Raw genomic sequence first — 14,793 nt, 5'->3', positions numbered from 1 at the left:
CGCGCGAGGACACGCGGCAATGAAGTTCGATACTGTCGTACTCGGTGCCGGCATGGTGGGTGTGTCGGTTGCCGTGCATCTGCAAAAGCGCGGGCTGTCGGTCGCGCTCGTCGATCGCAAGGCGCCCGGCAACGAGACCTCGTTCGGCAACGCGGGCTTGATCCAGCGCGAAGGTGTCTATCCATATGCGTTTCCGCGCGACGCCGGCACGCTGCTGCGCTATGCACGCAACCGTTCGCTCGATGTGCGCTATCACGTCAGCGCGATGCCTAAGCTGCTGCCGTTTCTGTACCGCTACTGGCACTATTCGCGCGCCGATCGTCATGCGGCAATTGCGCGCTCGTATGCGACGCTGATCGAGCATTGCGTCGACGAGCATCGCGCGTTGATCGATGCATCGGGCGCGCAGGCGCTGCTGCGCACGGGCGGCTGGTTGAAGGTGTTCCGCAGCGCGCGCAAGCAGGACGCCGCGTTGCGCGACGCCGAGCGCTGGCAAGCCGAATACGGCGTGTCGTTCGACACACTCGATGCAGCCCAACTGCGCCGCGACGAGCCTTCGCTGAGCCACGCTTTGCTCGGCGCGTTGCGCTACACCGACGCCGATACCGTCAGCGATCCCAACGCGCTCGTCACGGCCTATGCGCGTTACTTCGAGCAACTTGGCGGCCGTATCTTCATCGGCGATGCGGCGACGCTGCAACCGCACTGGAGCGTCGATACCGATGCAGGCCGCATCGAAGCGAATTCGGCCGTGATCTCGCTCGGGCCGTGGTCGGACACCGTCAGCGCGCGCTTTGGCTACCGGCTGCCGCTCGCGGTCAAGCGCGGCTACCACATGCACTACGCGACGCAGAACGGCGCGCGGCTGAATCAACCCGTGCTCGACACCGAGATCGGCTACATGATCACGCCGATGGCGCGCGGCATCCGGCTCACGACGGGCGCCGAACTCGCCGCGTGCGATGCGCCCGCGACGCCCGTGCAACTGGACGCCATCGAACCGATCGCGCGCGAGACATTTCCGCTCGGCGCGCGGCTGGATGAGCGCCCGTGGCTAGGCAGGCGGCCGTGCACGCCGGACATGATGCCCATCATCGGCCAGGCGCCGCGCCACAAGGATCTGTGGTTCGCGTTCGGCCATGCGCATCATGGGCTGACGCTCGGACCTGTGACGGGACGGCTGCTGGCCGAGATGATGACGGGCGCCGCGACCATTGCCGACCCGCGCCCGTTCCGCGCGGACCGCTTCTAACCGGGTTTGCTGCGCCAGGCGGCGGGCTGTACCATAGGCTCGCCTTTTTCCTGAGGGACAACGATGAATCCCAAGGTCGACGCCTATATCAGCAAACTCGACAAATGGCATGAAGAGACGGAGAAACTCCGCGCGATCGTGCTCGAATGCCCCGTCACGGAAGTGCTGAAATGGGGCGTCCCCTGCTACACGGTCGACGATAAAAACGTCGTGCTCATTCACGGCTTCAAGGAATACTGCGCGCTGCTGTTCGTCAAAGGCGCGCTGATGAAAGACCCGAAAGGCATCCTCGTGCAGCAGACGGAGAACGTGCAGTCCGCGCGGCAAGTGCGCTTCACGAGTCTTCAGGAAATCGTCAAGCTGCGAGCAACACTGAAGACGTACGTCCGCGCCGCCATCGACGTCGAAAAAGCCGGTCTGAAAGTGCAACGCAAATCGACGGATGAATTCGAAGTGGCCGAGGAGTTCCAGTCCAGGCTCGACAAACTGCCCAAACTCAAAAAGGCTTTCGAAGCGCTGACGCCCGGACGGCAACGCGCCTACCTGTTGCATTTTTCGTCGGCGAAACAGTCGAAAACCCGCGAAGCGCGGATCGACAAATGCTTGCCGCTGATCCTCGAAGGCAAGGGCCTGAACGACGAGTAGGCCGGCTCTCACCCCACGAAAGCGGCCGGCAGCCCGCCGCTGAAACACACCGTAAGTGAACTTTGTAGCATTCCCTTAAAAAATGTAGGTCGATAGGATGCTAACGAATAAAAATCGACATACAATCCCGGCCCATGGTCAATCTCCACCTTTTGCGCCGCTCCGTCAGCAGCACGCTGGTCGTCGCCGCGCGCCGCTGGCGCCGCTCGAGTCATAGCGTGCTGTCTGCTTACAACGTGTCGGAAGCGTGTGCCGGCCCGCTGCTCACGGCCAACCGCCTCGGCGAGGCCGTGCGCCAGGTCACGCTCGCCGAGCATGTGGGGATCGAAGGCCCGTCGCTCGTGCGTCTGCTCGACCAGCTGTGCGCGGCCGGTCTCGTGCGCCGCGACGAAGACCCCGACGACAGGCGCGCCAAGACCATCACCCTCACCGACGAAGGCCGCGCCGTCACCGCCCGCATGGAAGAGCGCCTGATGGAGCTGCGCGCGCGCGTGCTCAAAGGCGTGAGCCGCGAGGACCTGGAGACGACGCTGCGGGTGCTCAATGCGTTCAACGCGTCGCTGGATGCTACAGTCACTCCCGACAGGGGCGCATCCGACGAGCCAGCCGCATCCTCCCGATCCGGCAGCCAACGCAAGGCATAACCGCCATGGTCTATCCCTCAGTCCGCGACTGGCTGTTTTCCGCCAAGACGTTCGCGGCCGCGATGATTGCGCTTTACATCGGCCTTGCGCTCGAACTGCCGCGCCCGTACTGGGCGATGGCGACCGTCTATATCGTCTCGAATCCGTTCGTCGGCGCAACCCGCTCGAAAGCGCTGTACCGCGCGCTCGGCACCGCGCTGGGCGCGTCGGCCGCCGTGGTGATCGTGCCGCCTTTCGTCGAGTCGCCGTTCCTGTTCAGCGTGCTGGTTGCGGTATGGACGGGCACGCTGCTGTATCTGTCGATGAACGACCGTACGGCGCGCAGCTATGTGTTCCTGCTTGCCGGCTACACGCTGCCGCTGATCGCCCTGCCCGCCGTCACGAATCCGACCACCATCTTCGATCTGGCCATCACCCGTACGGAAGAGATTCTGCTTGGCATCGTGGTGGCGAGCATCGTCGGCAGCGCGGTGTTTCCGAGCCGTCTCGCGCCGACGCTGATCGAGCGCACCGATGCGTGGTTCCGCGATGCCGCCTTCTACGCAAGCGAGACGCTGTCGGGCCGCGTCGCGGGCGCGCCGATCTCGGCGTCGCGCCAGCGTCTAGCCGCCACCGTCAACGGCCTCGAATTCCTGTTGAGCCAGCTGACCTACGATCACACGCGGCCCGATATCGTGCGCCGCGCGCGTGCATTGCAGGGGCGCATGCAGATTTTCCTGCCGCTGATTTCATCGATGGCCGATCCGCTGATCGAACTGGTCCGGCAGCGCGGCGCGCATGTGCCCGAAGTCGAGACGCTGCTCGGCGACGTCGCGAAATGGATCAAGTCGCCCGCGCTCGAAGCGAAGCATGCGGACGAGCCGGACCATGAAGCGGAAGCGCTGCGCGCCCGCGTGGATGCGCTCAGGCCTTCCGCAGAAGCCCTCGCGAGCTGGGACGGCGCGCTGCTGTCGAATGCGTTGTGGCGCCTCGGTCAGGTGATCGACGTGTGGCGCGATATCCGCTGCCTGCGCGCGGCCATCGTCCATGAAACCGTGCTGTGGCGCCCGCACTTTCGCCACTGGCGGCTCGGCGGCACGGAGCGTTTCTTCGATTACGGCATGATGCTGTTTTCGACGGCTTCGGCCGTCGGCGCGATCATCGTCGCGTGCGGATTGTGGATTTCGTCGGGCTGGAACGACGGCGCCTCCGCAGTAGCGCTTGCGGCCGTCTCCTGCTGCTTCTTCGCCGCGCTCGACGAGCCCGCGCCCGCCGTCTTCAAGTTCTTCCTCGCGACCTGCGCGAGCGTCGTGCTGGCCGGGCTGTACGTGTTCGTGGTGCTGCCCCTCGTGCACGATTTCGCGATGCTGGTGCTGATCTTCGCCGGGCCGTTCCTGATCATCGGCACGCTGATTCCGCGCCCGCAGTTCACGCTCGTGACGATGCTCACGGCCGTCAACACGGCAACCTTCATCAGCATCCAGAGCGCTTACGAGGCCGACTTCTTCGTGTTCCTCAACAGCAATCTGGCGGGTGTCGCGGGCTTGCTGTTCGCTTTCCTCTGGACGCGTGCGACGCGCCCGTTCGGCGCGGGTCTCGCCGCCGAACGCCTGACGCGTTCAGCATGGGCCGACGTCGTCGTATGCGTGTCGACAGCCGCCATCGAAGATCAGCGCAACCTGTACTCACGCATGCTCGACCGGCTGATGCAACTGCTGCCGCGCCACGCGGCTTCCGATTCGCACCGCCATCCGTCGATCGAAAGCTTTCGCGATTTCCGCGTCGCGTTGAATGCGCTCGACCTTCGGCGCACGCGCCGCAAGTTGACGAGCGACCTGCAAGGTTCCGTCGACGACGTGCTGTCAGGCGTGCGGCAACATTTCGAGCACTGCATTGCGCGCCGCTCGCGGCAGCCGGTGCCGGCCGGTTTGATCGATTCGATCGATGCAGCCGTTGAGCGCGTGACGACGCTCAATATCGCGCAGGCGCAAGCGGGACAACCCGGCGAGGCAGCGCAACCCGGTGAAGCGCAAGGCGCGCAACCCGCCCCGCCCGCGCCTGCCGCACCGTCCGGCGAGCGCTGGCTGCGCGACACATTGCACGCACTGGTCGGCATGCGCCTGTCGCTGTCGCCGCCGCAACCCGCGCCCGGCAGCGTGCCGCCTCAAGCGGAGACGGCGGCATGATGCACAACCCACTTCTTTCATTCTGTCGGCGCACATGATCGGCGAAATCGACATTCTCGGCGTATTCGTGCCAGCCGTGCTGGTGCTGATGTTTATCGCCTATCTGGTGAATCTGGTCATACGCAATGTGCTTGCGCGCATCGGCGTGTACCGCTTCATCTGGCACCGTTCCATTTTCGATCTCGGCATCTATGTTCTGGTGCTGGGGCTTGTCGTCATCGTTTCGCACCGGTTCATAACGTGAAAAAAACCTGGTTCTCCGTCGGGCAGATCCTGCTCACCCTGATCGTCGTCGCGATTGCAGCCGTGGTGCTGTGGAAGCTGGTCGACTACTACATGTTCGCGCCATGGACGCGCGACGGCCACGTGCGCGCCGACGTCATCCAGGTGGCGCCCGACGTGTCGGGCCTGATCACCGAGGTCAAGGTGGTCGACAACCAGCAGGTCAAGCGCGGCGAAGTGCTGTTCGTGATCGACCAGGCGCGCTACACGCTCGCGCTGCGCAACGCGCAGGCCACCGCGCAGCAGCGCCGCGCGACGCTCGACCAGGCGCGCCGCGAAGACGCCCGTAACCGCGTGCTCGGCAATCTGGTCGCGCGCGAAGTGGTCGAAGAAACGCATTCGCGCGTCGAAACGGCAGCCGCCGCGCTCGCCGACGCCGAAGTCGCCATCGATACCGCGCGCCTGAACCTGCAACGCACGGTGATCGTCAGCCCAGTCGACGGCTACCTGAACGACCGCGCGCCGCGCGTCGGCGAGTACATTGCGGCGGGTCGCCCGGTGCTGTCGGTGGTGGACATGCACTCGTTCCGCGTCGACGGCTACTTCGAGGAAACCAAGCTGCACGGCATCGACATCGGCCAGCAGGTCGACATCAAGGTGATGGGCGAGCCGGGCGTGCTGCGCGGCCATGTGCTGAGCATCGTCGCCGCGATCGAGGACCGCGACCGCCAGCAAAGTCAGAACCTGCTGCCGAACGTGAACCCGGCGTTCAGCTGGGTGCGCCTCGCGCAGCGCATTCCCGTGCGCGTCGCGCTCGACGAAATTCCCGCCGACTTCCGCATGATCGCCGGCCGCACGGCGACGGTGTCGGTGCGCGGCATCGGACCTTCCATCGGTCGACGCACGGCCGCATCGGATACCGCTGCGGTATCGGCGCCCGGCGCTTCGACCACGGGCGCGGCCATCGTCGGTACGGCGCCGGCGAGCGCCACGCATCCGGCTTCGGGCGCATCGCAATGAAACGCTTTTCGTCAGGCTTCATGTCCCCGAAGGCCAGACGCGCCGGTCTGGCGTTGCTGCCCATCGTGCTCGCGTTGAACGGCTGCATGACGGTCGGCCCGAACTACAAGCTGCCCGAGAACGCCGCCGTCAATGCGCCCTACGCGAATGCGACCATCGACGGCGCGGACAAGGCGCCGGTCTCGCAACAACCCGTGCCGTCGAAATGGTGGCGCCTGTACGACGACCCCGTGCTCGATCAACTGGTTAGCGAGGCGTTGACGTCGAACACCGACCTGCGCGTCGCAGCGGCCAATCTCGCACGCTCGCGTGCACAAGTCGACTTCGCGAACGAACAGGGCGGCTTCTCCGGCAAGACGTCGGCGGCGTTCCAGCGCGCGCAGGAATCGGCCGAACAGTATCTGCTGTCGGAAAAGATTCCTGTCGTCAACGAAGGCGCGCTCGATCTGAGCGTGTCGTATGAAATCGATCTGTTCGGCAAGCTGCGACGCGGCGTTGAATCTGCGAAGGCGGACGACGAAGCCGTCGAAGCCGCGAGCGATCTGGCGCGCATCACCGTCGTCGCCGATGTCGCGCGTGCGTACGTCGAATCGTGTTCGGCGGGTGAAGAACTGGAGATCGCGCAGAAGTCGCTGGCGTTGCAACGGCAGCGCGTCAAGCTCTCGCAGCGCCTGCGCGACGCGGGCCGCGGCAACCAGCCCGACGTGACGCGCGGACAGACTCAGGCCGACACGCTCGCCGCCGATATTCCGCGCTTCATCGCACGCCGTCGCGCCGCGCAGTACCGGCTCGCGATGCTGCTTGCGCGGGCGCCGAACGATCTGCCGCCCGCCGCCCTCACCTGCAGCCGCCTGCCGCATCTGAAAGAGCCGATTCCCGTCGGCGACGGTGCCGCGCTGCTCAAGCGCCGGCCCGACGTGCGCCAGGCCGAGCGACTGCTGGCGGCGTCGACGGCGCGCATCGGCGTGGCGACGGCGGCGCTTTATCCTTCGGTGAGCATCGGTGCGTCGGTTGGGTCGGTCGGCGTCGTCGACGACCTGTTCGGCCCGACCACCAACCGCTGGGCGTTCGGCCCGCTGATCAGCTGGACGTTCCCGATCAACGGCCAGCGCGCGCGGGTCCACGAAGCCGAAGCGGCAACCGGCGGCGCACTCGCGCACTTCGATGGCGTGGTGCTGAACGCGCTGCGCGAAACGCAGACGAACCTGTCGACCTACGCGTCGGACACGACGCGCGCCGACGCATTGCGCACCGCGTACAAGTCGGCGGTGCAGTCGGCGGACGAAACACACCGCTTGTATGCGGCTGGCCGCGAGACCTTCATCGACGATCTGGACGCGACGCGCACGCTCACCACCGTCGCCGCGCAGGTGGCGGCCGCCGAGGGCCAGGTTGCCGTCGATCAGGTGAACCTGTTCCTCGCGCTCGGCGGCGGATGGGAGAAAGACGAGAGCGACGCGAAAACCGAGAAAGTCGGCGCTAAGAGTGAGAAGAGCGAGAAGAGCGAGTAAGGCGTCAGCGTGACGATTCGAAGGCGGTTCCGGCGAACCGCTCGATCACGCCGTTGAATAGCGCCGGCCGTTGCAACGGCGCGAAATGGCTCACGTTCGGCAGCACGATCAGTTCGGCGTCGGGAATCGTTTCGGCCAGCCAGACGGCGTGTTCGCGCTTGATGAACTCGTCGTGCTCGCCGATCGCGACCACGACGCGCACGGCGATTTGCGCGAGATCGTCGGCGCAGTAGTTGGGCTGCGTGCGCTGCATCTCGCTGACGGCGGCGACGAATGCGTCGAACTCGCCGGGCGTCGCCGATATCGCCTCGTAGTCCGCGCGATGCCGGCTGAAGCAGCGGTCGATTACTGGCGTCGGCACGAAGGGTTTCGCGCCGTCCGGGTGCATGTTGCACGCGAAGAAGAACACGCCGGCGACGCGCTCCGGTGCGCGCTGGCCGAGAATCAGCGCGGTGCACGCGCCGTCGCTCCAGCCGACGAAGGCCGCTTCCGGCACGTTCAGCGTGTCGAGCACGGCGAGCACGTCGGAGACCATCAGTTCGTAGCTGTACGGTTGCGCGTCGCGCGTGCTGCGGCCGTGGCCGCGGCTGTCGATCAGGATCGTGCGATAGCCCGCTTCGACCAGCGCGGGCACCTGATAACCCCAGTTGCCGCTATGTCCGAGCCCGCCGTGCAGCAGCACCACGGGGTTTCCTGCGCCATACGCGTACCACGCGATGCGCGCGCCCGCGTTTTCCACGAAACCCGCATCCTGCGCTTCGGGCAGCGGCTCGGCGCCGTGCAAGGCGAAGTGTTTCAGCTCGTCGTCCGTTTCCATTGCGGTTGCGCTCCGTGGATGAAAGTCGGTCGCGGTATTGTGACATCACCGCATCAGTCGGCGCTGTCCGGTGTCCGGCCGGTCAATGGCGCAGCGTGCACCGCGGTGCGCTGCCGCCTGACTGCGCTGATGCCGAGCAGCACGACCAGAAGCCCGAGCGCACCCATACCCAGCGAGATCGCGACCACGACCGCGCTCATGCGCCCATTCCCCGAAAACACGCCGACCAGTAGCCCCGCGAGCGGCTGCGTAAGATTGTTTAGCATGATGACGACGCCGAGCGTCTTGCCGTAATCCTTAGCCGGAATGATCGCCTGACGGACGCTGCGGATGTAGATGCTGAACATCTTGTCGAATCCGACGATCAGCAGAAAGCCCACGACGTAACCCCATACGGACGGACTCAGCCCGGCAAGCAGGCCACCAGCGAAGATCGCGAGAAAGGACACGAGCCCGAGCGCCTTGCGCGGGATCTGTACGCGCGCGATCAGCAGCAGAATGACGATCGTCGCGATGGCGCCTGCGGTCTGCACGAAGGTATAGAACGCATCCGGCCGCCGGTGCAGCCCCGTCACCATTGCCGCTGACGTCGCGAGCGTTACACCGATCACGAGGTTTTCCGCTGCGGCCAGCGCGATCAACCTGCCGAGACCCGGCAGCCGCACGATATGCGCCAGCGCGGTTTTGATGGGCGCGAGCCAGTTGCCGCTTACGTGCCCGTGCGACGTCCAGACGAATGCGCTCGCGCGCTGCCAGACTAGCGTCGCGCCATCGGCGGCGAAGAACAGCACGGCCGCGACGCCGACCACATATTCCCAGCGCCACCAGCCGAGCAGCAAACCCGCGAGCATCGGCCCCACGACGACACCGACCTGATCGGCGATCTGCGCATACGACAGTACTTTCTCGAAGCGTTCTGATGTGAATACCTGTGGGAGCAGCACTTCGCGCGCGACAAGCCCTTGACTCGTCAGCACGCCGCAGACAGCCGACAGCGCGATCAGCCAGCCGATGCCACCCGCAATCGCAAAGCCCGCGATGCCCAGCACGCATGCAATCGCGCGACAACGCTGGCTCGCGCGCAGCACCGTGACTGGCGAGATCCGGTCGCACAGTGCGCCGCACACGGGAACGACGATGTAGCGAGGGAGTGCTTCGATGAAGAATGCGATGCCCGACCATGTCGCTTGTTGGGTCGTCTGGAAGACGACGAGCGGCACGAGGAATAGCAGGATCTGGTCCGCGAGGCGGGAGAAGAATAGCGAGGCGAAGAATGCGTGGTGTTGAGCGCGCATATGGTTTGGTTTTGGTTTTGCTGTTCCGCTGTTCCGCTGTTCCGCTGTTCCGCTGTTCGCTGGCATCCGCGATATGCCTTCGTACTTCAGGCGTTGCCCCTGTGCGGGGCGGCACTTACTTTCTTTGCCGCCGCAAAGAAAGTAAGCAAAGAAAGCGGGCTAACACCGCCAGCTCTTGACCTCAGCCTGAGGGCCCCCAACGGATCTTATGCTTCAAACGGCAAACCCGCTATTCACCGCCCGTTACCAACGCCGCGTATAAACGCCTCACCCGCTTCACTCACCCGTAGCGCCGCCAGCGGCAGCGAATGGTCACTGCCGCCCAGGTGGCAAACTGTGTGTAGGTCGAAGTGCTTCACACGTCAGCGCTCTTACGACACCGATCGTGTTTTCCAGTCCGGAGTGAAGCGCATAAGCCGGGAAAGCCTACACACAGTTTGCCGCTATAGAACGTGGGAGATTTGGTCGCGCGTGTGACGACGCGGGAGTGTGAAGCGGATGAGGCGCTCATTCAGTGCGCTGGCAACGGGCGGTGACTGAGAGGTTGCCGCATGAAGGAGAGGACCCGTTGGGGGCCCTCAGGCGGAGACAAGAACTAGCGGTGTTCAGCGGCTTTCTTTTGCCTACTTTTCTTTGCCGCGGCAAAGAAAAGTAGGTGCCGCCCCGCACAGGGGCAACCCAGGCAAACCAATAACAAATCGCGGATGCCAGCGACAACACAAGCAAACCAAACCAGCGTCGCAAGACAACCAAACCACTTGCGCAGCAAAAAAACAAAGCCCGCACATCAAAAACACGTGCGGGCTCCGCTCACATCACAACAACCTAAAAGGCTTACGCCGTGACAGCTGCCAGTGCCGAGTTCAGCGTCTTACTCGGCCGCATCACCGTTTCCAGCTTCGCGAAATCAGGCTTGTAATAGCCACCGATATCCACTTCCTTGCCCTGCACGTCAGTCAACTCACCAACAATAGTCGCTTCATTGTCAGTGAGAACCTTGGCCAACGGAGCAAACCTGGCTGCAAGCTCTGCATCCTCGGACTGAGCAGCCAGCTCCTGCGCCCAGTACATCGCCAGATAGAACTGGCTGCCACGATTATCAAGCGCACCCGTCTTCGGCGACGGGCTCTTGTTGTTGTCGAGCAGCTTGCCGGTCGCAGCGTCCAGCGTCTTTGCCAGCACCTTCGCGCGCGCGTTGCCCGTCTTGATGCCCAGCTCTTCGAGCGACACCGCCAGCGCGAGGAACTCGCCCAGCGAATCCCAGCGCAGGTGGTTTTCTTCGACCAGCTGCTTCACGTGCTTCGGCGCCGAACCGCCCGCGCCCGTTTCGTACATGCCGCCGCCCGCCATCAGCGGAACGATCGACAGCATCTTCGCCGACGTGCCCAGTTCCATGATCGGGAACAGGTCGGTCAGGTAGTCGCGCAGGATGTTGCCCGTCGCCGAAATCGTGTCCAGACCGCGGATCACGCGCTCCAGCGAGTAACGCATCGCGCGAACCTGCGACATGATGTGGATCTCGAGGCCGTCCGTGTCGTGATCCTTCAGGTACGCCTGCACCTTGTGGATCAGTTCGTTTTCGTGCGGACGGTACGGGTCGAGCCAGAACACCACCGGCATGCCCGAGTTGCGCGCGCGCGTGACGGCGAGCTTGACCCAGTCGCGGATCGGCGCGTCCTTCACGAGGCACATGCGCCAGATGTCACCCTGCTCGACCTGCTGCGTGAGCGCGCTCAGCACTTCACCCGTCGCGTTGTCGACGATGCGCGCTTCGCCGTCTTCAGCGATCTCGAACGTCTTGTCGTGCGAACCGTATTCTTCCGCCTTCTGCGCCATCAGGCCGACGTTCGGCACCGTGCCCATCGTCTTCGGATCGAATGCGCCGTTGGTCTTGCAGAAGTTGATGATTTCCTGGTAGATGCGCGCGAACGTGCTTTCCGGGATCAGGCACTTCGTGTCGGCGGGACGGCCATCGGCGCCCCACATCTTGCCGCCGGCGCGGATCATCGCGGGCATCGATGCGTCGACGATCACGTCGTTCGGTGCGTGCAGGTTCGAGATGCCCTTGGCCGAATCGACCATCGCCAGCGCCGGACGGTGCTCGTGGCACGCGTGCATGTCGCGGATCACTTCTTCGCGTTGCGATTCCGGCAGCGCTTCGATCTTCGTGTACAGATCGACGAGGCCGTTGTTCACGTTCACGCCGAGTTCGTCGAACAGCTTCGCGTGCTTCGCGAACGCGTCCTTGTAGAACACCTTCACGGCGTGGCCGAAGACGATCGGGTGCGAGACCTTCATCATCGTCGCCTTCACGTGCAGCGACAGCATCACGCCCGTCTTGTGCGCGTCTTCCATCTGCTCTTCGTAAAACGCGAGCAGCGCCTTCTTGCTCATGAACATGCTGTCGACGATCTCGCCGTCCTGCAACTTGACCTTCGGCTTCAGCACGATGGTTTCGCCGCGCTTCGTGACGAGTTCCATGCGGACTTCACGTGCACCGACGTTCGTGATCGACTTTTCGCCGTGGTAGAAGTCGCCATGCTTCATGTGCGCAACGTGCGTGCGCGACGCCATGCTCCACTCGGCCATGCTGTGCGGGTGCTTCTTCGCGTAGTTCTTGACGGCGGCGGGCGCGCGGCGGTCCGAATTGCCTTCGCGCAGAACCGGGTTCACGGCGCTGCCCAGGCACTTCGCGTAACGCTTCTGGATGTCCTTTTCTTCGTCGGTCTTCGGGTCTTCCGGATAATCCGGCACCTTGTAGCCCTTCGACTGCAGTTCCTTGATCGCGCTGACCAGCTGGAACACCGACGCCGAAATGTTCGGCAGCTTGATGATGTTCGTGTCCGCGTCTTGCGTGAGCTTGCCCAGTTCAGCCAGGTTGTCCGGCACGCGCTGCTCTTCCGTCAGGAATTCCGGGAATTCGCCGAGAATACGGCCTGCCACGGAAATGTCGCTGGTCTCGACATTGATGCCAGCCGGAGAGGTAAACGTACGGATGATCGGCAGAAAAGCACTCGTCGCGAGCAGCGGGGCTTCGTCGGTCAGGGTGTAGATGATCGTAGGTTGCTTGGTACTCATCGCTTTGCTCTTGGTCGAGAAAGGTTGGGAAATGCCGCCGGCAGCGCCACAGCCGACGCGAATGCCCCGAATTTTGCCTTATTTTGGATTTTGACGGTTTGAATCGGGCCATCGGAATCGCCTTCAACGCAAAAAAATGCAGAATTTTCCCTGCATCGCTGCGCTTTCCCCGTCACAAACGGCATTTCATTGCACTTTGCAATATCCATACAAGCACAATTGTTCCGGAATCGGGATATTCGCCTGATTCGCTTGCAGGCCGAGATTGCGCGCGGCAAATGGCGGAAGGATGAACCTTTTTACCGAAGCTCGCGCTCGAGGCCACCGCCCGGTCTGTTCCGGCGCGGGCGAAGGCGGCGTCGTCCGGTCTACACTGTCGAATCCTCTATTTTATGGCGACAGTCGCGCCAGCACATCTACTACACGATGCCACTTCCGTTTCGCTTGCGCGTGGCTTGCGCCGCCCTCGTCCTGAGCGTCGCATCTGCGCATGGTGCAGCGAACGCGCAGCAGCCCGATCCGTCGCCTGACAGGATCGCCGCAAGCGGTATCCATCACGCGCCGCGCACCGACAGCGGCTACGAGAACATGGACGGGCCACTCGCGCGCGGCTCGGTGTGGAAATGGCGCTGGAACCGCTGGACGCATGGCCTGCCGCCCGCGCCCGCGAACGGCTACGCTTTCCCCGTCGACCATCCCGATGTCGCGTGGCTCAAGGCAAACCGCAGCGACGACACGCTGACGTGGATCGGCCACGCGACCGCGCTGCTGCAGATCAACGGCGTCAACGTGATCGCCGATCCGATGTTTTCCGACCGTGCGTCGCCACTCACGTTCGCCGGTCCGAAACGGCGCGTGCCGCCCGGTCTTGCGCTCGACGAACTGCCGCATATCGACGTCGTGGTGATCTCGCACAGTCACTACGACCATCTCGACACCGCGAGCGTGAAAGCACTCAACGCGCAGCCGGGTGGACCGCCGCTCTTTCTCGTGCCGCTCGGCATCAAGGTGTGGCTCGCGGAGAAAGGCATCACGAATGTTCAGGAACTCGACTGGGGCGATCCGACCAGCGTGCCGGGCCTCGACTTCTGGTTCGTTCCGGCGACGCACTGGTCGGCGCGCAGCCTCACCGATCGCAACGAGACGCTGTGGGGCGGCTGGGTGATGAAGACGCCCGCAGGCGCCGCGCATCCGTTCTCGGTGTATTTCGCGGGCGACACCGGCTACTCGAACGATTTCAAACGGATCGGCGCTGCGTTCGGCTGCATCGATCTCGCACTGATTCCCGTCGGCGCGTACGAGCCGCGCTGGTTCATGGGACCTCAGCACGTGGACCCGCAGCAGGCCGTGCAGATTTTTGAGGACATCCACGCGAAGAAAGGCATCGGCATTCACTGGGGGACGTTCGAACTGACCGACGAAGCGCTCGACGAGCCGCCGCGCAAACTCGCCGAAGCGACTCGCAAAGCCGGCCTGCCCGACGATGCGTTCACCGTTCTTCATCACGGCCAGATGATCCGCCTCGACGATACGACTGCTTCGCCCGGCACGTGCGCGCAGTGAAACTGCGAGCTTGCGCTGCACTGTGCGAGTGCAATCCAGCGCGGCACGTGAGCACGATTGTCGGCCAGCCCACATTCAGCATCACCCGATAGGCCTGGCATCCGGTTAAACCCTGTCGTGCGGGGCACAACGTCGTGTTATTGTCGTACACACAAGGGTTCGAGCTTTGCTACGCGGAACTCACGTCATATCCGTTACCTTCGCGAGCGTCGCCATGAGTGATGTACGCCATCTTCTGAGCCAACGCGACCGCGTGGAGCTGCTGTGCTGGCTCACGTGCGGAAGCCTGGGCGCCTGGTATCTGAACGAGACCTGGCCCTCACCGTCCTTTCACGTAGAAGCCGCGCACAAGTGGCTCGACCGGCACGGGCGCACCGCCGACTGGCTGTGCATCGCGCGGCTGTCCGCCATGGCACTCGATATCGCGCAGCGTCATGCCTCCTTTGTCGAAGCCGACTGGGCGCGCGATGCCGTCGAAGAAATCCTCGATACCGACGAACTCGACGCGCAAGCCCGCCTCGTCGTGACCGTGCTCGGCGACTGCGAACGCGCCCTCGCCGACAAGCGTCTCGCCGACTAAG

General features: G+C 64.0%; 13 protein-coding genes. 9 read left to right on the top strand and 4 right to left on the bottom strand.

The window, feature by feature from the left end:
• Nucleotides 1–19: 19 nt before the first annotated feature.
• From G3O01_RS35350 to G3O01_RS35320, 7 genes are all read left to right on the top strand, one after another.
• Nucleotides 20–1,252, top strand: a complete 1,233-nt coding sequence (locus G3O01_RS35350) for an FAD-binding oxidoreductase (protein WP_205811644.1) — start codon at nt 20–22, stop codon at nt 1,250–1,252.
• Nucleotides 1,253–1,315: 63 nt separating this feature from the next.
• Complete coding sequence (locus G3O01_RS35345; RefSeq protein ID WP_205811643.1) at nt 1,316–1,897, top strand: DUF1801 domain-containing protein; 582 nt, start codon at nt 1,316–1,318, stop codon at nt 1,895–1,897.
• A gap of 134 nt (nt 1,898–2,031) precedes the next feature.
• The gene (locus tag G3O01_RS35340) at nt 2,032–2,541 is read left to right on the top strand and encodes a MarR family transcriptional regulator (RefSeq protein WP_205811642.1); all 510 of its coding nucleotides are present in this window, start codon (nt 2,032–2,034) and stop codon (nt 2,539–2,541) included.
• 5 nt (nt 2,542–2,546) lie between these two features.
• Nucleotides 2,547–4,706, top strand: a complete 2,160-nt coding sequence (locus tag G3O01_RS35335; RefSeq protein ID WP_205811641.1) for an FUSC family protein — start codon at nt 2,547–2,549, stop codon at nt 4,704–4,706.
• 34 nt (nt 4,707–4,740) lie between these two features.
• On the top strand, nt 4,741–4,950 hold the full coding sequence (locus tag G3O01_RS35330) for a DUF1656 domain-containing protein (protein ID WP_205811640.1): 210 nt from the start codon (nt 4,741–4,743) through the stop codon (nt 4,948–4,950).
• A complete protein-coding gene (locus tag G3O01_RS35325) occupies nt 4,947–5,948 on the top strand; it encodes an HlyD family secretion protein (RefSeq protein ID WP_205811639.1) in 1,002 nt (333 codons plus the stop codon). Before G3O01_RS35330 ends, G3O01_RS35325 begins: the two co-directional genes overlap by 4 nt.
• Nucleotides 5,945–7,459, top strand: a complete 1,515-nt coding sequence (locus tag G3O01_RS35320) for an efflux transporter outer membrane subunit (protein WP_205811638.1) — start codon at nt 5,945–5,947, stop codon at nt 7,457–7,459. Before G3O01_RS35325 ends, G3O01_RS35320 begins: the two co-directional genes overlap by 4 nt.
• A 4-nt stretch (nt 7,460–7,463) precedes the next feature.
• On the opposite strand, the gene G3O01_RS35315 is transcribed toward G3O01_RS35320, so the two are convergent.
• The 4 genes from G3O01_RS35315 to G3O01_RS35300 all read right to left on the bottom strand — a co-directional run bounded on the left by G3O01_RS35315 (nt 7,464) and on the right by G3O01_RS35300 (nt 12,858).
• Nucleotides 7,464–8,276 carry an alpha/beta hydrolase gene (locus G3O01_RS35315; RefSeq protein ID WP_205811637.1) on the bottom strand — a complete coding sequence of 271 codons (813 nt, stop codon included), beginning with the start codon at nt 8,274–8,276 and terminating at the stop codon, nt 7,464–7,466.
• Nucleotides 8,277–8,329: 53 nt separating this feature from the next.
• A complete protein-coding gene (locus tag G3O01_RS35310) occupies nt 8,330–9,571 on the bottom strand; it encodes an MFS transporter (RefSeq protein WP_205811636.1) in 1,242 nt (413 codons plus the stop codon).
• A gap of 834 nt (nt 9,572–10,405) precedes the next feature.
• A complete protein-coding gene (locus G3O01_RS35305) occupies nt 10,406–12,649 on the bottom strand; it encodes an NADP-dependent isocitrate dehydrogenase (RefSeq protein ID WP_205811635.1) in 2,244 nt (747 codons plus the stop codon).
• Entirely contained in the window at nt 12,646–12,858 is a 213-nt protein-coding gene (locus G3O01_RS35300; RefSeq protein ID WP_205811634.1) for a hypothetical protein, read from the bottom strand. Before G3O01_RS35300 ends, G3O01_RS35305 begins: the two co-directional genes overlap by 4 nt.
• Before the next feature lie 217 nt (nt 12,859–13,075).
• On the opposite strand from G3O01_RS35300, the gene G3O01_RS35295 reads away from it, so the two are divergent.
• Entirely contained in the window at nt 13,076–14,212 is a 1,137-nt protein-coding gene (locus tag G3O01_RS35295; RefSeq protein WP_205811633.1) for an MBL fold metallo-hydrolase, read from the top strand.
• A 214-nt stretch (nt 14,213–14,426) separates the two neighbouring features.
• Nucleotides 14,427–14,792 carry a hypothetical protein gene (locus tag G3O01_RS35290; RefSeq protein WP_205811632.1) on the top strand — a complete coding sequence of 122 codons (366 nt, stop codon included), beginning with the start codon at nt 14,427–14,429 and terminating at the stop codon, nt 14,790–14,792.
• The last annotated feature ends 1 nt before the right edge of the window (nt 14,793 follow it).

This window comes from Burkholderia sp. Ac-20365 (assembly GCF_017104715.1).
Taxonomy (GTDB): Bacteria; Pseudomonadota; Gammaproteobacteria; order Burkholderiales; family Burkholderiaceae; genus Paraburkholderia.
The sequence above is the reverse complement of the archived record's forward strand: the minus strand, read 5'-3'. Positions and strand labels throughout refer to the sequence as shown.

Excerpts from the sequence above, each read along its gene's own strand:
- G3O01_RS35350 (WP_205811644.1), top strand. The coding sequence starts at position 20 with ATGAAGTTCGATACTGTCGTACTCGGTGCCGGCATGGTGGGTGTGTCG.
- G3O01_RS35345 (WP_205811643.1), top strand. The coding sequence starts at position 1,316 with ATGAATCCCAAGGTCGACGCCTATATCAGCAAACTCGACAAATGGCAT.
- G3O01_RS35340 (WP_205811642.1), top strand. The coding sequence starts at position 2,032 with ATGGTCAATCTCCACCTTTTGCGCCGCTCCGTCAGCAGCACGCTGGTC.
- G3O01_RS35335 (WP_205811641.1), top strand. The coding sequence starts at position 2,547 with ATGGTCTATCCCTCAGTCCGCGACTGGCTGTTTTCCGCCAAGACGTTC.
- G3O01_RS35330 (WP_205811640.1), top strand. The coding sequence starts at position 4,741 with ATGATCGGCGAAATCGACATTCTCGGCGTATTCGTGCCAGCCGTGCTG.
- G3O01_RS35320 (WP_205811638.1), top strand. The coding sequence starts at position 5,945 with ATGAAACGCTTTTCGTCAGGCTTCATGTCCCCGAAGGCCAGACGCGCC.
- G3O01_RS35315 (WP_205811637.1), bottom strand. The coding sequence starts at position 8,276 with ATGGAAACGGACGACGAGCTGAAACACTTCGCCTTGCACGGCGCCGAG.
- G3O01_RS35310 (WP_205811636.1), bottom strand. The coding sequence starts at position 9,571 with ATGCGCGCTCAACACCACGCATTCTTCGCCTCGCTATTCTTCTCCCGC.
- G3O01_RS35305 (WP_205811635.1), bottom strand. The coding sequence starts at position 12,649 with ATGAGTACCAAGCAACCTACGATCATCTACACCCTGACCGACGAAGCC.
- G3O01_RS35300 (WP_205811634.1), bottom strand. The coding sequence starts at position 12,858 with ATGGATATTGCAAAGTGCAATGAAATGCCGTTTGTGACGGGGAAAGCG.
- G3O01_RS35295 (WP_205811633.1), top strand. The coding sequence starts at position 13,076 with ATGCCACTTCCGTTTCGCTTGCGCGTGGCTTGCGCCGCCCTCGTCCTG.
- G3O01_RS35290 (WP_205811632.1), top strand. The coding sequence starts at position 14,427 with ATGAGTGATGTACGCCATCTTCTGAGCCAACGCGACCGCGTGGAGCTG.